Origin of the sequence: Actinocatenispora rupis (genome assembly GCF_016861975.1) — a bacterium.
GTDB classification, from domain to species: Bacteria; Actinomycetota; Actinomycetes; order Mycobacteriales; family Micromonosporaceae; genus Actinocatenispora; species Actinocatenispora rupis.
Genome location: NZ_BOMB01000007.1, coordinates 119,690 through 140,189, shown reverse-complemented (window position 1 = coordinate 140,189; position 20,500 = coordinate 119,690). Strand labels below are relative to the sequence as shown.

The window sequence follows — 20,500 nt, the reverse complement described above, 5'->3', positions numbered from 1 at the left end:
ATCAGGAAGCCAGCTCCCGGGCCCGGGCGAGTACCTGGTCCAGCATCGTCGGCGTCAGCGTGCCTGTGAAGGTGTTCTGCTGGCTGACGTGGTAACAACCCAACAACGTGATGGTCTCGCCCACGTACTCGGCGCCGTGGCCGAACGCCGGCCGGGGCCGCGGCACCGGCTCACCCAGCCCCGCCGCGCCGATCCGCCAGTACGCGTCCCAGGCGAACTTGCCCAGCGCCAGCACCACCCGTACCGACGGCCGCAGCAGCTCGAACTCGCGTACCTGCCAGGGCAGGCAGGCATCCCGCTCGGCCGGCGTCGGCTTGTTCGCCGGCGGGGCGCACCGCACCGCGGAGAAGATCCGCGTGCCGTACAGGGTGAGCCCGTCGTCGGCGGACGTCGCGGTCGGCGCGCTCGCCAGCCCCGCCCGGTGCAGCGCCGCGTACAGCACGTCGCCGGAACGGTCGCCGGTGAACATCCGACCCGTCCGGTTCGCCCCGTTCGCCGCCGGCGCCAGCCCCAGGATCACGATCCGCGCGTCCGCCGGCCCGAACCCCGGCACCGGCCGCCCCCAGTACGTCTGGTCGGCGAACGACGCGCGCTTCTCCACCGCGACCCGCTCCCGCCACGACACCAGCCGCGGGCACGCCCGGCACACCGACACCCGCCCGTCCAGCCCCGGTACGTCCACCGCACCCGCCGCGAGCGTCACGGTGTCCGCCGCGTCCACCGCCACCGGCGTACCGGCGTCGGCGGGGTCGCCCGGCCAGCCCGTCCCCGGACGTACGTGACTGCCGTGCGCGGTCCGCTCGATCTCCACCACGCCCACATCCTGCCCGCCCGGCCCACGACCCGCCGGTACGACCCGACCGGACGCACCGCCGTCGCACCGCCGGCCGGACACGGCACGGACGACCGGACGCGGCGCGGCACCATACCGGGTAGGTCAGATCGAGAGGGCGATGCCGTCGAGGATGTCGTGCTCGCTGGCGACCACCGGGGACAGGCCGGTGCGGTCGGCGATGATGCGCAGGATCAGGGCGCCGGCGCCGATCACGTCCGCCCGGCCGGGGTGCATGACCGGGATCGCCATCCGCTCGTCGTGCGTCTCGCCGAGCAGCCGCGCGCTGATCTCCGCGATCCGGTCGCGCCCGATCCGCGCGTGGTGGATCCGCTCCGGCCGGTACTCCGGCAGGTCCAGCGCGATGCCCGCGACCGTGGTGACCGAGCCGGCCAGGCCCACGAGAGTCCGCGCCCGGTCCGCGGCCACGGTGGCCAGCGCGCCCTCGACCACCGCGCCGATGTCGGCCTCGGCGGCAGCGACCTGCTCGGCCGTCGGCGGATCGGCGCGCAGATGCCGCTCGGTCATCCGGACGCAGCCGATGTTCACGCTGACCGCGCTCTCCGCCCGGTCCGTACCGACGACGAACTCGGTCGAGCCGCCGCCGATGTCCACCACCAGGTACGGCGCGGCCAGGTCGGCCGGCAGTCCCGCCACCGCACCGGCGAACGACAGCTGAGCCTCCTCGTCGCCGCTGATCACCTCCGGCGGTACGCCCAGCACGTCGAGCACCATCGCCCGGAAGTCCGCCGCGTTCCCGGCGTCCCGGCTGGCGCTCGTCGCCACCATCCGCACCTTCGTGGCGCCCAGCGCGCGGATCTGCTCCGCGTAGTCCACCAACGCCACCCGGGTACGCTCGATCGCCTGCGGCGCAAGCATTCCCGTCCGGTCGACGCCCTCGCCGAGCCGGACGATCTCCATCCGCCGGACCACGTCGGTCAGGCCGTCACCGCCCCGGTCCCCGCCGCTCCGCTCCGCGCCGTTCCGGTCCGATCCGCTCCGGTCCGCGACGAGCAGGCGGATCGAGTTGGTGCCGCAGTCGATCGCCGCGACCCGGTCCCCGTCGTTTCCGCTCACCGCTGCGCCTCCTCGCCGTCCCGGTCCACCGGCCGACCGGTGCCCGGCGTACGCCGGGGTGTGCCGCCGCGGCGCGGGGTGGCCGCCGACCCGCCCGGTGTCACGCACGGGCCGTCCGCCCACCAGTCGGGCAGCGCGGCCAGCGCCTCGTCGCCGAACGGGTTCACGCCCGGCCCGGCCGCCAGCGCGTGCCCGACGTGGACGTGCAGGCACTTCACCCGGGTCGGCATCCCGCCCGCGGACACCCCCGCGATCTCCGGTACGTGCGCGAGCGCCTCGCGCCGCCGCAGGTAGTCGTCGTGCGCCGCCCGGTACCGCGCGGCCAGGTCCGGATCGTCCGCGAGCCGCTCGGTCATCTCCCGCATCAGCCCGGCGGACTCCAGCCGGCTCACCGCGGCGGCAGCCTTCGGACAGGTCAGGTAGAACATCGTCGGGAACGGCGTACCGTCCGGCAGGCGCGGGCTGGTCTCCACCACGTCCGGGTTGCCGCACGGGCAGCGGTGCGCGACCTCGCGGGCACCTCGCAGCGGCCGGCCGAGCTGGGCCGACATCGCGGCCACGTCGGCGTCGTCGACGCTCACCGGGCGCTCCGGTCGGCGCCCTGCACGCTCGACCACATCTTCGCGTACCACGGGCCCTCCGAACGGACCCGCGTACCGGAGCCGCCACCGGACTTCCTCGGCGTCGTGTCGCCGTACACCGCGTAGACCTTGTCGCCGGGGCGCACCATCCGCAGCCGGTCCTTGGCCTGCGCCTCCACGTACTTCGGGTCGTTCCACTTGGCGCGCTGGTCGCGCAGGTCCGCGATGCGCCTGCGCTGCGCCGCCTGACTCTCCGACAGCTGCGCGATCTGCGCCCGCTGACTCAGGTACGTCCGCACCGGGTACGCGTACGCCAGGATCAGCGCCACGAACACCAGCGCCAGCACCACCGCCCGACCGGTGAACCGGCCACCCGGCCGCGGCGCCCTCGTACGCTGCGCCCCGGTGCGCCGCGACGCACCCGGGCGCGCCGCCGTGTCCCGGGTACGCCGGGACGGCGCAGCGCGGCGGCCGGACGGCTGCCGCCGCCCCGGACCACTGCCGGATCCCGACCTGCCGCGCTGCGCCATCACACTCTCCCGTCGCTCAGCGCGCGAACCGCGGGAAGGCGTCCGCCCCGGCGTAGCGCGCCGCGTCGTCCAGCTCCTCCTCGATCCGCATGAGCTGGTTGTACTTCGCGGTCCGGTCGGTACGCGCCGGCGCACCCGACTTGATCTGCCCGCAGCCCACGGCCACCGCCAGGTCCGCGATCGTGGTGTCCTCGGTCTCGCCGGACCGGTGGCTCATCATCGTACGGAAACCGTTGCGGTGCGACAGGTCCACCGCGTCGAACGTCTCCGTCAGCGAACCGATCTGGTTCACCTTGATGAGCACCGCGTTCGCCGCGCCCTCGTTGATGCCGCGGGCGATCCGCTCCGGGTTGGTCACGAACAGGTCGTCACCGACGATCTGCACCCGGCCGCCGACCTCGCTGGTGAGGTGCTGCCAGCCGGCCCAGTCCTCCTCGGACAGCGGGTCCTCCAGCGACACGATCGGGTACGCGTCCAGCAGCTCCGCGTAGTACGCCGCCATGTCCTCGGCGCTCTTCGCCTTGCCCTCGAACTGGTACGCCCCGTCGCGGTGGAACTCCGTCGCCGCCGCGTCCATCGCGAACGCGATGTCCCGGCCCGGCGTGAAGCCCGCCTTCTCGATCGCCTCGGCGATGAGGTCCAGCGCGTCCCGGTTCGACGGCAGGTCCGGCGCGAAGCCGCCCTCGTCGCCCAGCCCGGTCGACAGCTTCCGCGACTTCAGCACGCTCTTCAGCGCCTGGTACGTCTCGGAACCCCAGCGCACCGCCTCGCGGAAGCTCGCCGCCCCGATCGGCGCGATCATGAACTCCTGGATGTCCACGTTGGAGTCGGCGTGCGCCCCACCGTTCAGGATGTTCATCATCGGTACCGGCAACAGGTACGCGTTCGGCCCGCCCAGGTACCGGAACAGCGGCAGCCCCACCGAGTCGGCCGCCGCCCGCGCCACGGCGAGCGACACGCCGAGGATCGCGTTCGCGCCCAGCTTGCTCTTCGTCGGCGTGCCGTCCAGGTCCAGCATCACCTGGTCGATCAGCCGCTGCTCGGACGCCTCGTGCCCGACCAGCTCGCGCGCGATGACCTCCTTCACGTTCTCGACGGCCTGCTCGACACCCTTGCCGCCGAACCGCGACCTGTCCCCGTCGCGCAGCTCCAGCGCCTCGAACTGCCCGGTCGACGCGCCCGACGGTACGCCCGCCCGCGCGACCACGCCGTCGTCCAGCCCGACCTCGACCTCGACCGTCGGGTTGCCCCGCGAGTCCAGGATCTCGCGCGCGACGATGCCCTCAATCGTTGCCACGTGCCTCGCTCCTCATGTGCGTGCTTCGTCGGCCGTCGGCCGGTACGGCCGCCCCGGGCCGCTTCCTGGCCTGCCGCCACACTGCGGTCGGTCGTACTCGCGAGCCTAGCCAGCGCCGCACCGCCCGCCCGAACCGCCTCGCCGGGCGTACCGGCCGGGGCGGTGTTTGCGCAACGGTGGACACCTGGGTCAATCTTGTCGACATGTCCGCTCCAGGTCGTCGTACCGCGCTGTTCACCGCCGCCGCGCTGGCCGCCGTCACGCTCACCGGCTGCGCCGCCGGCACGACGTACCACCTGCGCGGTCGCGCCGAACTGGTGAACGCGCTGGCCGCCCGGCTCGACCACCACGACGCGACCTCCTACACCGCGACGTACCGGCTCGGCGACGGCAGCACCGCCACGGTCACCGTCAACGGCGAGCCCAAGCGCATCGCCTACACCTTCACCACCGGCCGGTACGTCCGGACCGGTACCACGATCGTCCGCTGCACCCCCACCGTCTGCACCCTCGACGACCGCCCGACCACGCAGGCCAAGACGGTGCCCGACGTCGACGCGATCGACGCCGCGTCCGCCCACCGGTTCATCCCGGCGGAACAGGTCCTGACGCTGCTCATGCGCGCGGCCGAGGACCCGTCGACCCGCCTCGCGCGCTCCACCGGCGCGCTCGCCGGCCAGTCCGTCACCTGCGTCGACGTACCGGGGTCGTTCCGGTCCTGCATCACCGGCACCGGCGCCCTCGCCAGCTTCACCGGTACGGTCGGCGGCCACCGCGTCGACGCCAGCCTCGTCGACTACCAGCCCGAGGCGCTCGGCCACCCCTTCGGCCCCAGTCGTACGGCCCGGATCGACGACCGCCGCACCGCCCCCACGGCCGACTGATCGGCGACTCTCCGTAGTAGATCGCCCGTCTGTCCAAGATCTGACTAATCGGGCGTACAACGGCCGACTGCGCGCAGCCGGCCACGTACCCGGGCGCCGCCGGCATCATGCCCCACACCACACCGCCCTTCGTCGAGCCGCCACTCGCCGACAGCAGCGGGACGATCCGCGTTTCCGCAGGGAGCCCGGCGCAGACCGCGTGTCTGCAGGGCGCATCTCGGCACGACGCGTCGAGACAATCTGCCACGTGGCGCCCTGACTCTTCCCATTTGCCGTCCGACGAGCCATACTCAAATCGGAGGGAACCCTCCGCAGGGCAAGAAAGTGGGCGGCCCCGACTGCCATCGGAAACCGCCCAAAGGTCGCTCGGACCGTGCCTCGCCAGGAACGGAGGAGCTAGCCATGAATGGTACCCCCACCACCATGGTCATTCGAAGCCCCGACCGGCCTCTTCCTCGACCACGCAGGTCCCGGAGGGAGGCCGCGATGACCACCTACTACAACCACGGCGGCATCCAGATCACCAGCCACGAGCTGGTCGTCCACCGCCGGCGGTACCCGCTGGACGACCTCACCCAGCTCCGGAAGGCCCGGGGTGACGCACCGCGGGCCACCACCGCCGTCACCGTCGCCGCCAGCGGCCTCGGCGCCGTCGCCACCCTGTCGGTCCTGCTCGGCAGCTACGGCGGCGCCAGCATCGGCAGCGTACTGATCAGCCTGGCCCTCGTCGCGGTCTTCTTCCTCGCGATCGCGGCGACCCTGGCGGTCCGGCGCCTCCGGCCCAAGCCGTACGAGCTGTGGGCCGAGTACCGCGGCCACACCGTACTGCTGCTCTGGAGCCAGAACGAAAGGGTCTACAACCAGATCCTCCGAGCCGTCACGCGCGCCCGCGAGAGCCGCGTCGACAACCACTGACCGGCCTTAACGATCATTCGGATTTCGGGCTGGAGGTGACGAATTGACCACCTTCGGCCCAGTCCGACGGAAGGGAACGCTAGCATCTGGTCCACATGTCAATCTGCGGCAGGACCAAATGCTACCTAGCCGCTTACTCATCGAGGAGTAGCGATGCCCGTTGGCCAGCGCCCACTGGTGCGTCGGCGCCTGCGCACCGAACTGCGACAGGAGCGGGAGCGGGCCGGGAAGAGTCAGGCCGAGGTCGCCAAGAAGATGGACTGGTCGCTATCCAAGATCATCCGCTTGGAGGCCGGCCAGGTCGGTGTCTCCACGAACGACCTCAAGGCCCTGCTCGACCTCTACGGAGTCAACGAAACAGAGCGCCGCACGTTCTTCATCGAACTCGCCCGTAGTGCGCGACAGCAGTCGTCCTGGTGGTCCGCTTTCCGCGACATCGTGCCGTCCTCCGAATACGCGGACTTCCTGGGATATGAGACCGACGCGACAAGCCTCAACTACTACTGCTCACTCATCCTTCCGGGACTCCTGCAGACCGAGGATTACGCACGGGAGATCTTCGAACGGACCGCCTCCGCCGAGCTCGACGAAACGACAGTCGACCGACTTGTCGAACTCCGAATGGCCCGCAAGCGCCAGGTACTCGATCGGGACGATCCGCCGGAGCTCAACGTCGTGCTCGACGAATCGGCGCTGCACCGTGTGGTCGGTGGGCCAGAAGTCATGAGCGATCAGATCTCGAGTATTGCCGAGGTCGCGCAGCTGGACAACGTCACGATCCGGGTGATTCCCTTTGCGACCGGCGGCCATCCCGGCATGAACGGTCCGTTCGAGATCCTCGAATTCAACGACCCGGCCGATCCTCCGGTCGTCCAGTTCGACGCCGCGCCACGCGATGTCACACTGCGCGACAATGGCGAGATACTGGGCATGTACCGAAAGATCTACGCCGACCTCACGGAGCTCGCACTGACCGAGCCCGAGTCGATTGCACTAATGAACAAGGTGGCCACCGACCTCGGGGAGGGGTAGTTCACCCACGGTGATCTAGATCGGAATTCCTGGTCGTAGCCGGTATCGTGTCCTTCTTGGGACCGTCCGGTCGTCTTGGCGTGTGCCCCACAGGGTGGGCCAAGGCGTCGGCGGAAGGTGATGCTGGGAGGCCGGAATGCCGCAAGGGAGACCGACTGTGCCTGTCTGGCGTAAGAGCAGTCGCAGTAACGCCAGCGGGAACTGCATCGAGGTCATGGATCTTGGAGAGCGCGTCGCGGTTCGTGATTCCAAGGATCCTGCTGGCCCCATGCTGGTCGTGAGTTCAAGAGCATGGCGTCGGTTCGTCGCCTCGGAGACGAACTGAGGCACCACAGACAGCTGGGCAGCGTCGCCCGCATCGCTCTTGCGACCCGCCAGCCCTCACGAGGGGCGGCGGGTCGCTTCGTGTCCGGGGTCAGGGGGTGGCCAGGAGGGTGTGGAGGTGGCGGGGGGACGGGGAGCCGTGCGCGAGCATCGCGTCGTGCCAGGCGCGGAGGTCGGTGTCGGCGGGGCGTACGGCGGCGAGCGCGGCGATCTCCGAGTACCCGACGAAGTAGGTGGAGAGCTGGGTGGAGGTGAGGAGGGCGCGGCGCCACTTGGCGACGGCTTCGCCCTCTTCCTGGAAGCCGCGGTCGGCGAGGAGCGCGAGGGCGTCGTCCTCGGTCATTCCGTCGCAGTGGATGGCCTGGTCGATGATCGCGTTGAGGGTCATCCGGAGCTGCATCTTGAGCTGCTGGAGTCGTACGGGGAGGCCGCCGAAGCCGTGGTCGGCCATGAGTTCCTCGGCGTAGACGGCCCAGCCTTCGATGAACGTGCCGCTGGCGAAGACGGCGCGTACCGGGGTGGTGCCGCCGTAGCGGCGGGCGTGCGCGAGCTGGAGGTAGTGCCCGGGCATGGCCTCGTGCACGGTCAGGTCGCGCACCATCTGGTCGTTGTACTCGCGGTAGAAGGACTCGACGCGGTCGGCGGTCCAGTCGGCCGGGGGCGGGGCGATCGCGTACAGGGTGGGGAGGTTGGCCTGCTCCATCGGGCCGGGCGCGTCGCAGTACGCGGCGGCGACTCCGCGCTGGTACTCGGGCATCTCGCGGATGACGCAGGGGTCGTCGGGCATGGTCGAGACGAGTTCGAACTGGTCGACGAACGCGGTGGCCTCGCGCAGCGCGGCACGCGCGGTCTCGACGATGCCGCCGGCGTCGGGGCGCCGGGCGGCGGCGTCGGCGAGGGCGGCGCGGACGGTCGCGTCGGTGGCGGGGCCGCCGGTGAGCTGCGCGGCGGTCTCGCGCAGGGCGTCGGCGACGCGGTCCAGGTTGGCCCGGGCGCGCCGGTCGACCTCGGCCGCGCTGAGCGGCGTGTCGAGGGTGTGCCAGAGCTTCGCCTCCCACAGCCGCCGGCCGAGGCGCGGGTCGCGGCCGACGTCGGTGGCGCGGGCGGTCAGCCAGTCGACGAACTCGCCGAGCGCGGACAGCGCGGCGGCGCGGGCCGGTTCGACCTTGTCGGCGAGTCCCGGTTCGGTGGCGAGCAGCGGCGGAACCTGATCGCGTACGAGGGCGGCGACGCCGGCGAACTGGCCGATGGCCGTGCGTACGTGGAGCTGGGGCGAGTCGGTGAGGACGGCGCGGGCGGTCGCGAGCGCGTCCGGTACGGCGGCGAGGCGGGCGGCGAGGTGGGTGAGCCGGTCCGCGGCCGGGGCGTACTCCCGGGAGATGAGGGCGTCGAGCAGCGGGCCGGGGTTGTGGACCAGCGGATCCCACTCCTGGTCACGGATCTCGGTGAGGCGGAACAGCCGCGCGTCGACGACCGAGGTGAGCATGGCGTGGTCGACGGCGTCGTCGGTGTCCAGATCGTCTTCGTCCACTTCGGACAGTGCATGCGAGGCGTCGCGCAGCATCGCGACGCGCCGTTCGACGGCGGACGCGGACAGGTCGAGCAACTCGTCGTCGGCCACGTGCGCGCCGGCGTCGTGCGCGGTGACCGGGTCCAGCAGCGCGGTCACGATCCGTACGGCGAGGGTCGGGAAGTCGGTCGACATGGGATAAGACGGTACCGGCGCGGGACAGCGCGCGGCACCATCAGCACGCCCCCGTACGGGCGTGATCACCGCAACGCCGGCGTCCGGTTCAGCCCGTGTCGGTCGGCGCGTCGAAGTGGACCACGACGCGGACGCCCGGCGCGAGGCGCTGCATCGACGCGTACCCCTGGTAGACGCGGCGGTCGGCGTCGGTCGTGGGCGGGCCGGTCAGGGAGCGGGGCCACAGCCGGCGGGCGGTCACGACGTTGAGTTCGGTGGCGAGCAGGACGAGCTGCCCGAGTACGAAGAACCAGGTCAACAGGCCGATCACGACCGCGAACGTGCCGTACGTGGTGGCGGAGGAGGAGAGCCGGCGGGTGATGATGTAGCCGCCGAACCACTGGAGGATCTGCCAGCCGACCGCGGCGAGAACCGCACCGGGCAGGACGGTACGGAACCGGACCTCGCGGACCGTCAGGAGCCGGAACGCCAGGCTGAACAGCGCGACGTTGACCACCAGCGAGGCGCCGAGCAGCAACGTACGGGCGCCGATGTCGAGGCCGACGTGCAGCGACGTCGCACCGGACGACAACGTACTGATGGCGGTGGTGACGACGATGTTGACGCCGAGGACGGCGACCAGCGCGACGCTCCGGACCGTACGGTGCAGGAGGTTGGGGCGGTCGACGAGCGGCACCTGCCAGACCGTGTTGAACCCGTTCTGCGCGGCGTTCGCGACGGCGAGCCCCGCCCACACCGCCAGCAGCAGACCGATCGCGAGACCGAACCCGCTGCCGGTCAGCGGCCGACCCGCCGGCATGATCGCCTGCCCCAGCCCCGGGAACTGCTCCGACACCGTGCCCATCACCCGGCGCTCCATCGCCGGGTCGCCCGCCAGTACGAAGCCCAGCACCGTCACGAACGCCAGCAGCAGCGGAAAGAACGAGAAGAACGCGTAGTACGAGATGAGGGCGGCGAGGTTGCCCGCCTGGTCCTGCCCGAACTTCTTCGCCACGGCCACCGGGAACCCCAGCCACCGGTGGGACCGCTGGTACTGGTCGAGTCGGGCGAGCGGCGCCGTCAACGGCGACGCGGCCCCGGTACCAGTACCGCGGTCACGGCCCCGATCAGCAGCGCCGCCAGCCCGGCCACGATCGGACGCGCGCCGATCTGGTGCCGTACCGCGTCGACGGCGGCGCGGGCCGGGTTGCCCCTCTCCCCGTCGTCCGCCGACGAAGCGCCGCCGGCGGGTAAAGGGGTCCGGCCACCGGCGCGCTTGTGTCGCGCGGCGGCGAGCTGACGGGTCAGCATCGTCCGCGGGTTGGCGGCCTCGCGGAGCCGGTCGAGGTTGTTCTCCATGGACCTGCGGGTGTCCGCCATCCGTTCCCGGATCTGCTCCGGGGTCACTTCTTCAGGCTGCGCGCCCATTCCAGGTTCTCCTTGAGGGTCGCGATGGTCAGCTTCGGTCCGGTGATCGTGCCCAGCATCAGCTTGCCGGCGAGGCCGGCGACGGCCGCGAACAGCAGCCACGCCCCGGCCACGACCAGCGCGGCCCAACCGTTCCCGATGAGGTGGCCCAGCCCGTACACCGCGGCGAGGCTGCCGAACATCAGCACCATGTAGACGCCGAAGCCGGCGGCACCGAGCGCACCGGCGCCCTTGCCCGCCTTGCCGGCCTCCTGCTTCAGCTCGATCTTGGCGATCGCGAGCTGCTCGCCGATCAGCCTGGTCACGTCGCTCTTGAGGTCGCCGACGACCTCACCGAGCGCCGGCTCGTGGTCCGGCTCCTCGTGTACCGGTCGGGCCTTCGGCTGCGTCACGGTCATGCCATACCTCGGATCAGTCGTGGGAGCGGCCGCGGATCGCCCGTTTCACCAGCCGGCCGAGCAGGAACCCGGCGGCGACGGCGGCGATCAGGACGACGGGGCGCTGCCGGATCAGCTCGGTCACCCGGTCGAGCGGGCCGGGGGACGGCTCGGACGTCGTGTCCGGCGGGGGGCCGACCGTACCGTGCAGGCGGTCGGTCAGGCTCCGCCCGTCGGCGGACACCTGCCCTGTCTCGTCGCTCATGCCGCCTCCGCGGAAAGTACGTCACCTGGTGAGGTACCCAGGAGATCACAAGTTATCCCGCCGGATCGCGCCGGCGCACGCAAACTACGGCGTGTCCGGCGGCTCGGCCGAACCGGACTCGACCGCACGGACGGCCCCCGCGTACCGGAGGGCGGCGCGACGCAGGGCGGCCTCGGCGTCCAGGCCGCGCGTCCGCGCCTCGGTGACCAGCTCGAACAGCGTCGCGCCCAGTTCGGAGTCGGGGTCGGGGGCGGTGGCCACCGTCGGCGGTACGGACAGGCCGGCGCGCTCGACGCGGGACAGCAGCTTCGCGGCGAGCTGGAGCGCGGGCTGCGCCAGCGGTACGCCGTCGACGGCGGAGTCGCGGGACTTCTCGGCACGCTTGATCTCGTCCCAGTTGGCCTCGACCTCGCCGGCGTCGGCGACGGTCACGTCGGCGAACACGTGCGGATGCCGGCGTACGAGCTTGGCCACGAGGTCGCCGGCCACGTCGTCCAGGTCGAACGCGCCGGCGTCGGCGTCTGCGGCGACCCGGGCGTGGAACGCGACCTGGAAGAGTACGTCGCCGAGTTCCTCGCGGAGCAGGGCGCGGTCGCCGGACTCGATCGCGTCGTACGCCTCGTAGGTCTCCTCCAGCAGGTACGGCGCGAGCGTGGTGTGGGTCTGCTCGCGGTCCCACGGGCAGGTGCGGCGCAGCGTGTCCATGGTGGCGACGACGTCGAGCAGCCGGGCGCCGGGCGGATCCCACGACCCGTACTCCGCCTCGATGACGGGCGGCTCGGCCATCCCGACCAGCCGGCCGCTGAGCATCCTGGCCAGCGACAGGTCACCGTCCGGCCCGGCCAGCCAGACCACGTCGGTGCCGGCCGACAGCAGCGCGTCCACCTGCTCGGCCGGCCCGCCCGGTACGACGGTGACGGTGGCACCCGCGGCCCGCAGCGCACCGGTCTGCGGGGTGTCGGCCGCGGCGTACACCGGGTGGGCGCGGACGAGGTCCCACGCGCGCGCGGTCAGCAGGCCGGCCGGCAGCCGCGGCGACGTGTGCAGCAGGACGATCCGGCGGCCCGCCACGTCCACGCCGGTCGGCTCGGTGCTCGGGTCCGGGCCGGACACGGGTCAGCTCGCGATCGCGTTCTGGTTGACCACGGTGACCACGTCGGGCGAACCCTTGCCCAGCTGTACGGGCAGGTAGCCGCGGATCTGGCCGGCCTGCACCGCGGTCAGCGGGTACGCGAGCGCCCCGTACCGCGGGTTGACGTCGACCTTGTACTTCTTGATCGCCGCGGTGAACGTGCCGCGCAGCGAGGCGGCCTTCGCCACCGACTGCTGCGCCACCAGCTGCGTCCTGATCTCGGCGTACGACGCCTGGAGGCCCTGCCGGACGAGCGAGTCGTACACGTCGCGGAGGTCCTGCTCGCGCGGCGGCGTGTCGTTCGCCGCGTTGCGCAGGGTGTTGACGGCCGCCTGGGTCTCGGCCTCCAACCGCACGTACGGGTTCGACTCGGGCAGGTTGGTCTCCTGCGCGAGCTGCGCGTAGTTCGCCGGCGGGATCGTCACGCCCTCGTCGTGCGCGACCCGCTTGACCAGGTCGTGCATGACCATCGTGGCGGCGACGCTGCGGCGGATGCTGCCGTACTGGTCGGTCGGCACCTGGTTGTGATAGCCGTCGATCACGGTCTGGAAGACGTCGTTGACCTGGCTCTGCGTGATCCGGTCGGAGGCGACGAACGCCGCGGCACCCGGCTGGACGTTGCATGCGGTCGCCCCGCCGACGATGGCGGCGGACAGCGCGAGCACGGCGGCGACCCGGCGGACGCGCCGGCCGCGCCGGTGGGTACGAGAATGCTCGGTCACGGTTGTCAAGTCTGTCGCGTCGGCCGTACGGCCGGTCCACCGGGGTGCGCCCCGCGGCGGGATGGTGGAATCACGGCATGTCATGGGCCGGATCGGTACACATGAATCCCGGGCGAATGGTGTACCACGGCACGCTCGGGGACATCCCGATGCACTCGTCGATCGCGATCGGCATCGTGCTCGTCGTCGCGGGCGAGGTCGAGCTGCGCGGCGCCGCCGACGAGGCAGTACGCCTGAGCCCGGACGGGCCGAACGCGGCGATCCTGCCCGCGGGCGTACCGCATGCGAAGCCGGTGCTGCCGTCGGAGGCGACGACGCCGGCGCGGCTGGTGATGGCCATCGTCGACCCGGACAGTCCCGCCGGGCGGGTCCTCGCCGCCCGGCTCGGCGCCGACCACGAGCGGCCCGCCGACTGGATCCGGGCCGCCAAGCCCTGCCAGGACGTCGTACGGGCGCCCGAACCGGACGATCCGGCCGGCGTACGCGTGGTCGACGCCGTGATCGCCGCCCTCGCCTCGGAACCGACCGCGCCGGCGCCCCCGCTGCACCCCGGGCTGCGCCGCGCCGCCGAACTCATCCCGGCGCGGCTGTCGAGCGGCGTGGAGCTGCGCGACCTGGCCGCCGAGGTCGGGCTGTCGGCGTCCCGGCTCGGCCACCTGTTCGCGGTACAGCTCGGCCTGCCGTACCGGGCGTACGTGCGGTGGGCGCGGCTGCAGAAGGTGGTGGAGGTGCTGCGCGACGGCGGCACCCTGACGTCGGCGGCGCACGCGGCCGGGTTCACCGACTCCGCGCACATGAACCGGATCTGCCGCAGCGTCTTCGGCGTCAACCCGTCGACGCTGATCCAGTACCTGGTGTGGGTCTGACGCGGGCTGTGAGGGAGCACACGACGCTGTAGCGGATACGTACAAGGCGGGGCAGGGCCGGCGGGCGGACCGTCGAGGCATGATCCTCTCGCGACTGGGCGGGCTGCTCGCCCGGCACCGGTTCACGGTCCTGGTCGTCGCCGTGGTGGCGGCGGCACTCGCCGGGCTGTTCGGCGGCGGCGTGGCCGACAAGCTGTCCGGCGGCGGGTTCACCGACCGGCACTCGGAATCCCAGCGTGCCGCGGACGCGCTCGGGTCCGACTTCGACGCCGGCGACGCGAACCTGATCGTCGTCGTACGCGGGGCCGGCGGTCCGGACGACCCGTCCGTGGCTCGCCGCGCCACCCGGCTGGCCCGGTGGGCCGCGCACGCCGACGGCGTCGCCAGCATGCAGTCGTACTGGACGTCCGGGCACCCGTCGACGATGCGGTCGACGGACGGTACGCGGGGGCTGATCCTGCTGCGGCTGTCCGGCGACGAGGACGCGATCATGTCCGGCGCGCAGCGCCTGACCCCGCAGCTGGACGAGCACGCCGGCGGGCTGACCCTGTCGTACGCGGGGGCGGGGCAGGTGTACTCGGAGCTGAACAAGCAGACGCAGCACGACCTGGCGGTCTCGGAGGCCATCGCCACCCCGGTGACCGCGGTGCTGCTGGTGCTGGTGTTCGGGAGCGTGGTGGCGGCGCTGCTGCCGCTGCTCATCGGCGGGCTGTCGATCGTGTCGACGATGCTGGTACTGCAACTGCTCACGCACGTCACCTCGGTCTCGACGTACGCGCTGAACCTGACGACGGCGCTGGGGCTGGGCCTGGCGATCGACTACAGCCTCTTCATCCTCACCCGGTACCGGGAGGAGCTGGCGGCGCGCGGCGGCGGGGGCGACCGGGCGACGGTGTCGGCGGCGATCGTCGCGACGATGCGCACGGCCGGGCGTACCGTGCTGTTCTCGGCGGCGACGGTGGCGCTCGGGATGGCCGCGCTGGCCGTGTTCCCGCTCGACTTCCTCAAGTCCTTCGCGTACGGCGGGGTGTCGGTGGTGCTGCTCGCCGCGGCCGGCGCGCTCCTCGTACTCCCGGCGATGCTCGCCGTGCTCGGTACCCGGGTGAACCGGTGGGACGTGCTGGCCCGCTGGCGGCGCGGTCGTACCCGGGGCGCGGACAGCGGGTTCTGGCACGGCCTCGCGACCCGCGTGATGCGCCGCCCGGTCCCGTACGGGCTGGGCGTGGTGGTGCTGCTCGCCGTGCTCGGCGCGCCGTTCTGGCACATCTCGTTCGGGCTGGTGGACGACCGGCAGCTGCCGGCCAGCGCGCCGGTGCAGCAGGCGTCGCAGCAGCTCCGCGACGACTTCGACAGTTCGGGTACCCGGTCGTTGTCGGTGGTCAGCCGGGACACCGCGACGAGCGCGCTGCCGGCGTACGCGGCGCGACTGTCCACTGTGGACAACGTGGCCCGGGTGGACACCGCGACCGGCTCGTACGCCCACGGCGTCCGGGTCGCGCCGCCCACCCCGGCCAGCGCCCGGTACGTGCACGGCGGCGACGCCTGGCTGTCCGTCGTCGGGACGAAGGCGCCGGAGAGCGACGGCGGGCAGCGGCTCGTCACCGACGTCCGCGCCGTACCGTCGCCGGGCGGGGAGACGCTCGTCGGCGGCCAGGCCGCCGCCCTGTACGACACGAAGCACGCGCTGACCGGCCGGCTGCCCGCCGCCGGCGCCATCATCGCGGTCGCCACGATCGTGCTGCTGTTCCTGTTCACCGGCAGCATCGTGATGCCACTGAAGGCGATCGTGCTCAACGTACTGAGCCTGACCGCCACGTTCGGCGCGATGGTGTTCGTGTTCCAGGACGGGCACCTCGGCGGGCTGGTCGGCCACCCGATCACCACCGGGTACCTGGACATGACGGTGCCGGTGCTGATGTTCTGCATCGCGTTCGGCCTGTCGATGGACTACGAGGTGTTCCTGCTGTCCCGGATCCGCGAGGAGTACGTGGTGTCCGGCGACAACCGGACCGCCGTGGTCACCGGGCTGCAACGTACCGGGCGGTTGATCACCGCGGCGGCGCTGCTGATCGCCATGGTGCTGCTGGCGTTCGGCGCGTCGCACGTCGCGATGCTGAAGATGCTCGGCATCGGCCTGGCCCTCGCGGTACTCGTCGACGCGACCCTGGTCCGCGGCGTACTCGTACCGGCGTTCATGCGGCTGGCCGGTCGGGCGAACTGGTGGGCGCCGAAACCGTTGCGGTGGCTGCATTCCCGGTTCGGACTGTCCGAATCGGACAGTCCCGCGGCGGCGGCCGAACCGGTCCGCGAGGCGGTCGGCTCCCCGCACTGACCGCCGGGGTGCGGCGTTCCGGCGCGCGTACGTCGCGGCGGCGCGACGTTCCGGCGTCGCGCGACGTTCCGGCGTGCGCAGCGTTCCAGCGGCGCGGCGTTCCGGTGATGGGGCGTTCCGGTGGTGCGGCGTTCCGGCGTGCGCGGCGGGTCGCGATGTGTGGGCGGGAACGGCGGCGGTGCGGGCGCGGCCGCCGGGTACCGCCGGACGCGTGCGGCGAATTCTTACGGGAGATCTTGACTCGTGTGGCCTTTTTCTACCAGACTCCCGACATGGACGAGTCGCTGGCAGTGCCGGAGCACGTTCAGTACGTGACGGACGAGGCGGCCCAGTCGGTCGTCATGGACACCCGCACCGGTCGGATCTTCGGACTCGACAACAGCGCGGGCGTCATCTGGCGCGCACTCGCCGACACCGGCTCGGCGTCCGCCGCCGCCGCGGCCGTCACCGCCCGGTACGGCCTGTCCGCCGAACGCGCCGCCGGCGACGTCGCCACCTTCGTCGACCAGCTCGTCTCCGCCGGACTGTTGACCCGGTCCACGGGACCGCGGTGAGCGCGCTCGGGGCGTACCCGGCGCTGATGCGCGGGCGGCGGCTGGTGCAGCGGGGCGGCTGGCGCGCACTGGTCGGCGCGCTGCCGCCACGCCCGTCCGGGCCCGTACCCGACGGCGTGGACGTGCACGCCCTCGCCGCCGAGTGTGCCCGCGCGGCACGCCGGCTCCCGCTCGACACCGCCTGCCTGGAGCGGTCGTACGCGACGTGCTCGGTGCTGCGCCGGCACGGTGTCCCGTCGACGATGGCCGTCGGGGTGAGCCGGTCGGCGCCGATGCGCTTCCACGCCTGGGTCGAGGTCGACGACGAGGTCCTGAACGAGAGCCAGCCGATCCACCGGCTCTACCGCGTGCTGTGCCGCCTGTGACCGCCGACCGAGACGTGCCGGCCGTGCCGTGCCGACGTGTGACCTGTTGACCGCCGTGAGCTGAAGGGGTGGGCCGTTGAGCACGATCGCCGCCGTACTCGCCCGGGATCCCGCGGCGCTGCTCGACCGCGTCACCGCGCCCGGCCGGTACCCGGGGAGCCTGGCGACGGGGGCGGCGGTCGACGGGCCCTGCGGGCTCGGTGCGGCGGTACTGCCCGCCACGCCGGAGGACACGATCGAGGCGCAGCCGGTGACGGCGGACGGGCTGCGGGTCGCGTTCGCGGGGCGGCTCGACAACCCCGCCGAACTGCGCGCGGTGCTCGGCGTCCACCCGCGCCGGCCGGTGACCGACGCGCGGCTGGTGGCAGCGGCGTACCGGCGGTGGGGTACGGCGTGCCCGACGCACCTGATCGGCTCGTTCGCGCTGCTGGTGTGGGACGGCGACCGGCTGTTCGGGGCGGTCGACCACCTGGCGTCCCGGACGCTGTTCTGGTCCGCGCGCGCCGGTACGGTCGTCGTCGCGTCCACCGTCCGCCAGGTCCTCGCCGGTACTCCCGGGGCCGACCTGGACGACGACTACCTGCTCGCGTCGCTGTGCCTGCCGACCGGCGCGCCGCTGCAGTCCGACCGCACCGCGTACGCCGGGGTGCACCGGCTGCTGCGCGGTGAAGCGCTGACGGTCGCGCCGGACGGCCACCCCCGCACCTGGCGGTACTGGCGGCCCGAGGACCTGCCCGAGCGCCGCGGACCGGTCGCCGAACTGGGCGAGGAGCTGCGCGCCACGCTCGCCACCGCGGTCCGCGCGCAGAGCCGGTCGGCAGGGAAGGTCATGTGCACGCTGTCCGGCGGGCTCGACTCGTCCACCGTCACCGGTCTCGTCGCCGGGCTCGCCGACGCGGGCCGGCTGCCGGCGCCCGGGTTCGCGGCGATGTCGCTGGCGTTCGGGGAGGGCACCGAGGCCGACGAGCGGGCGTACCGGCGGATGGCGGAGGAACGCTTCGGTGTCACCGCCGTCGACGTGGACGGCGCGGCCTGCTGGCACTTCCAGGACATCGCGCCGGGCGGGGCGGCGCCCGTGCCGGACGAACCGTTCGTGAGCTGGTCGGCGTACGCGGAGACGCGCGGATTCGCCGACGCCGCAACGGATTCCGGGTGTACGACGGTGCTGTTCGGGCACGGCGGCGACGAGCTGTGGGCGGGCAGCGAACACTTCCTCGCCGACCTGGTACGCCGCGGCCGGCTCGCCGCCACCTGGCGCCGCGGCCGAGAACTCGCCGGCCTCAAGAACCGCACGTACTCCTCCGCGCTGCGCAAGCTCGCGCTCGGCCCGCTGCTCGGCCAGGTCGGCATCCGCTGGGACGGCGGCTCCGACGACCTCGACCGCTACTGGTACCGGCCGCCGGCGCCGCCCTGGGTGACGCCGGACCCGCGCCGGCGCGCCGCGGTCGAGCGGATCTGGCGCGACACCACCACCCTCGGCGTACGGCCGGTGTCGCGGGCGCACGAGCTGGCGTGGATCCGCGCCGCGTCCGTCGCACCCGTACTCAACGACGGGGTGTTCCACCCGCGCGGGCTGGACCTGCGGATGCCGTTCTACGACCGGCGCGTCGTCGAACTCGCGCTGTCCGTACCGGGCGAGCACAAGCTGCGGGTCGCCGACGGTACCCGCATCACTAAGCTCGTACTCCGGGAGGCGGCGCGCGACGTGCTGCCCGCCGGCATCCTCGCCCGTCGTACGAAGGCTTCGTTGAGCGTGTCCGCCGCCGAGGGACTGCGCCGGGAATGGCCGCGGATCCTCGGCGACGGCCGCCTGCAGGTCGCCGAACGCGGCCTCGTCGACCGCGACCCGGTACTCCGGGACCTGCGCGCCGCGCGGATGGGTCAGTGGCAGAACATCGGCCACCTCACCGCGCTGGTCGTCCTGGAACTGTGGTTGCGCCACCGGACGACGAGCACGGAGGGAGGTGACCACGATGGAGGAGCAGGAGGAGACCTACGAAACCCCGCAGCTCGTACTGCTGGGCAACGCCGAGACCCTGGTGAAGGGTGAACTGGTACCCGACTGCGGTGACGCCACCGCATGCTGGTGGTGCTGACCGCGCCGCCGGGGGTTCCCGTCGGGGAGCCCCCGGCCCTGACCGAGCTGAACGATTACGCTCGGCCACATTGTTCAACTGTGTCATTGTTCGACAGTTGGACAATGACACAGTTGAACAATGTCCAAAAAGTGTGCGTTTCAGCCGCGCGCCGTGCGGCGACGCCCGGCGTCGAAGGGAACGACCACGCGCATCGAGTACCTGTCCCGCGGGCACGGGCACGGCCACGCCGCCACCGACGTACGGGTGGCGGCGGCGTTGCGGACGCTCGGCGCCGAGGTCCGGCTCGCCTCGTACGGCAGCGGCCTGGACCACTGCACCCGGCGCGGCGTCGACTGCGCCGACCTCGGCATCGACGACCTGCACGACCAGGATCCGACCGCCGCGCTCCGCGTCCTCGCGTACCTGCGGGGCCGGCGCGGCACCGATCTCGTCGTCGCGCACGAGATCTTCGCCGCGCCGTCGCTGTGCCGCGCGCTCGGCCTGCCGTGCGTGCTGCTCACCCACTGGTTCTTCGCCGAGATCGGGGCGCCCGACCGGGACGCGCTGCTCGCCACCCCGGACCGCCTGGTACTGCTGGATCTCGCCGCCGCGCACGACGTCCCTGCGGCGCTCGCCGACCGGGTCGAGTTCACCGGCCCGGTGGCCGAGCCGTACCCGGGGGACCGGCCGGCGGCGCGGCGACAGCTCGGCCTCGACCCGGCGGAGTACGTGGTGGTCGTGACGACCGGCGCGGTCACGACGCACAACCGGGACCGGCTCGGCGCGCTGCCCGCCCGGGTCCGCGCCGCCCTGCCGGTACGCCACGCGCGACTCCTCGTACTGTCCGGGCCGACCGCGGTCGACGATCCCGCCCCGTACCACCGGGCCGCCGACGTGGTCGTCGCGAACGCCACGTTCGGCGCGCTGTCCGAGCTGGTCGCCGCCGGCGTACCGACGGTGGCGGTGACGGGCGGGCCGAACCCGGTGGACCGGCTGCACGCCGAGCGGTTCGCCGCGCTCGGCCTCGTCACGACCGTCGACGCGGACGCGCGGACCGCCGCGCTCGCCGACGCGATCCGTACCGCCCGGCCGGGGCCGGCCCCGGTCGACTGGTGCACGCCCGCCGCGCTGGCCCGCCGCCTGGTCGCCCCACCGGCGTGACCGGCGCCGTCCGCGACGCCACCGGCACGTGCCCGGCGAACGCCGCAGAAAGGCCGGCCGGCGG

At 72.7% G+C, this 20,500-nt stretch carries 21 protein-coding genes and 1 pseudogene; 10 read left to right on the top strand and 12 right to left on the bottom strand.

Features of this window, described 5'->3' with window-relative positions:
- Nucleotide 1 precedes the first annotated feature (1 nt).
- From Aru02nite_RS06230 to eno, 5 genes and pseudogenes are all read right to left on the bottom strand, one after another.
- Nucleotides 2-727, bottom strand: a complete 726-nt coding sequence (locus Aru02nite_RS06230) for a uracil-DNA glycosylase (protein WP_203655742.1) — start codon at nt 725-727, stop codon at nt 2-4.
- 210 nt (nt 728-937) lie between these two features.
- Entirely contained in the window at nt 938-1,909 is a 972-nt protein-coding gene (locus tag Aru02nite_RS06225) for a Ppx/GppA phosphatase family protein (protein WP_203655604.1), read from the bottom strand.
- Nucleotides 1,910-2,010: 101 nt separating this feature from the next.
- Nucleotides 2,011-2,460, bottom strand: a pseudogene (locus Aru02nite_RS06220) (DUF501 domain-containing protein); the annotation flags it as partial.
- Between the two features lie 26 nt (nt 2,461-2,486).
- Entirely contained in the window at nt 2,487-3,020 is a 534-nt protein-coding gene (locus Aru02nite_RS06215) for an FtsB family cell division protein (RefSeq protein ID WP_203655603.1), read from the bottom strand.
- A 16-nt stretch (nt 3,021-3,036) separates the two neighbouring features.
- Entirely contained in the window at nt 3,037-4,317 is a 1,281-nt protein-coding gene (eno, locus tag Aru02nite_RS06210) for a phosphopyruvate hydratase (protein ID WP_203655602.1), read from the bottom strand.
- 203 nt (nt 4,318-4,520) lie between these two features.
- Between eno and Aru02nite_RS06205 the strand changes: the two genes are divergently transcribed.
- The 4 genes from Aru02nite_RS06205 to Aru02nite_RS06190 all read left to right on the top strand — a co-directional run bounded on the left by Aru02nite_RS06205 (nt 4,521) and on the right by Aru02nite_RS06190 (nt 7,473).
- Nucleotides 4,521-5,201 carry a hypothetical protein gene (locus tag Aru02nite_RS06205; protein WP_203655601.1) on the top strand — a complete coding sequence of 227 codons (681 nt, stop codon included), beginning with the start codon at nt 4,521-4,523 and terminating at the stop codon, nt 5,199-5,201.
- Between the two features lie 486 nt (nt 5,202-5,687).
- Nucleotides 5,688-6,116, top strand: coding sequence for a DUF6232 family protein (locus tag Aru02nite_RS06200; RefSeq protein ID WP_203655600.1), 429 nt, complete (start codon nt 5,688-5,690; stop codon nt 6,114-6,116).
- A gap of 153 nt (nt 6,117-6,269) precedes the next feature.
- The gene (locus Aru02nite_RS06195) at nt 6,270-7,148 is read left to right on the top strand and encodes a helix-turn-helix domain-containing protein (protein WP_203655599.1); all 879 of its coding nucleotides are present in this window, start codon (nt 6,270-6,272) and stop codon (nt 7,146-7,148) included.
- A 136-nt stretch (nt 7,149-7,284) separates the two neighbouring features.
- Nucleotides 7,285-7,473, top strand: a complete 189-nt coding sequence (locus Aru02nite_RS06190) for a DUF397 domain-containing protein (protein WP_203655598.1) — start codon at nt 7,285-7,287, stop codon at nt 7,471-7,473.
- Between the two features lie 90 nt (nt 7,474-7,563).
- On the opposite strand, the gene Aru02nite_RS06185 is transcribed toward Aru02nite_RS06190, so the two are convergent.
- The 7 genes from Aru02nite_RS06185 to Aru02nite_RS06155 form a co-directional block, all read right to left on the bottom strand.
- The gene (locus Aru02nite_RS06185; protein ID WP_203655596.1) at nt 7,564-9,177 is read right to left on the bottom strand and encodes a DUF885 domain-containing protein; all 1,614 of its coding nucleotides are present in this window, start codon (nt 9,175-9,177) and stop codon (nt 7,564-7,566) included.
- An 88-nt stretch (nt 9,178-9,265) separates the two neighbouring features.
- Nucleotides 9,266-10,240 carry a YihY/virulence factor BrkB family protein gene (locus Aru02nite_RS06180; RefSeq protein WP_203655594.1) on the bottom strand — a complete coding sequence of 325 codons (975 nt, stop codon included), beginning with the start codon at nt 10,238-10,240 and terminating at the stop codon, nt 9,266-9,268.
- A complete protein-coding gene (locus tag Aru02nite_RS06175) occupies nt 10,237-10,563 on the bottom strand; it encodes a DUF3618 domain-containing protein (RefSeq protein ID WP_203655593.1) in 327 nt (108 codons plus the stop codon). Before Aru02nite_RS06175 ends, Aru02nite_RS06180 begins: the two co-directional genes overlap by 4 nt.
- Nucleotides 10,560-10,982, bottom strand: a complete 423-nt coding sequence (locus tag Aru02nite_RS06170; RefSeq protein WP_203655592.1) for a phage holin family protein — start codon at nt 10,980-10,982, stop codon at nt 10,560-10,562. The genes Aru02nite_RS06175 and Aru02nite_RS06170 overlap by 4 nt, the downstream gene beginning before the upstream one ends.
- A 13-nt stretch (nt 10,983-10,995) precedes the next feature.
- Entirely contained in the window at nt 10,996-11,226 is a 231-nt protein-coding gene (locus Aru02nite_RS06165) for a hypothetical protein (RefSeq protein WP_203655591.1), read from the bottom strand.
- 84 nt (nt 11,227-11,310) lie between these two features.
- Nucleotides 11,311-12,339, bottom strand: a complete 1,029-nt coding sequence (locus tag Aru02nite_RS06160; protein WP_239076433.1) for a nucleoside triphosphate pyrophosphohydrolase — start codon at nt 12,337-12,339, stop codon at nt 11,311-11,313.
- 3 nt (nt 12,340-12,342) lie between these two features.
- Nucleotides 12,343-13,080: a hypothetical protein gene (locus tag Aru02nite_RS06155; RefSeq protein ID WP_203655590.1), complete on the bottom strand. Its 738-nt coding sequence runs from the start codon at nt 13,078-13,080 to the stop codon at nt 12,343-12,345.
- 101 nt (nt 13,081-13,181) lie between these two features.
- Between Aru02nite_RS06155 and Aru02nite_RS06150 the strand changes: the two genes are divergently transcribed.
- The 6 genes from Aru02nite_RS06150 to Aru02nite_RS06125 all read left to right on the top strand — a co-directional run bounded on the left by Aru02nite_RS06150 (nt 13,182) and on the right by Aru02nite_RS06125 (nt 20,436).
- Nucleotides 13,182-13,946, top strand: a complete 765-nt coding sequence (locus tag Aru02nite_RS06150) for a helix-turn-helix domain-containing protein (protein WP_203655589.1) — start codon at nt 13,182-13,184, stop codon at nt 13,944-13,946.
- Between the two features lie 79 nt (nt 13,947-14,025).
- On the top strand, nt 14,026-16,278 hold the full coding sequence (locus tag Aru02nite_RS06145; protein WP_239076432.1) for an MMPL family transporter: 2,253 nt from the start codon (nt 14,026-14,028) through the stop codon (nt 16,276-16,278).
- A gap of 272 nt (nt 16,279-16,550) precedes the next feature.
- Complete coding sequence (locus Aru02nite_RS37150; protein WP_203655587.1) at nt 16,551-16,832, top strand: PqqD family protein; 282 nt, start codon at nt 16,551-16,553, stop codon at nt 16,830-16,832.
- Nucleotides 16,829-17,197: a lasso peptide biosynthesis B2 protein gene (locus tag Aru02nite_RS06135; protein WP_203655585.1), complete on the top strand. Its 369-nt coding sequence runs from the start codon at nt 16,829-16,831 to the stop codon at nt 17,195-17,197. Before Aru02nite_RS37150 ends, Aru02nite_RS06135 begins: the two co-directional genes overlap by 4 nt.
- A 76-nt stretch (nt 17,198-17,273) precedes the next feature.
- Nucleotides 17,274-19,247 carry an asparagine synthetase B family protein gene (locus Aru02nite_RS06130; RefSeq protein WP_203655583.1) on the top strand — a complete coding sequence of 658 codons (1,974 nt, stop codon included), beginning with the start codon at nt 17,274-17,276 and terminating at the stop codon, nt 19,245-19,247.
- A gap of 199 nt (nt 19,248-19,446) precedes the next feature.
- Nucleotides 19,447-20,436: a hypothetical protein gene (locus Aru02nite_RS06125; RefSeq protein WP_203655581.1), complete on the top strand. Its 990-nt coding sequence runs from the start codon at nt 19,447-19,449 to the stop codon at nt 20,434-20,436.
- Nucleotides 20,437-20,500 lie beyond the last annotated feature (64 nt).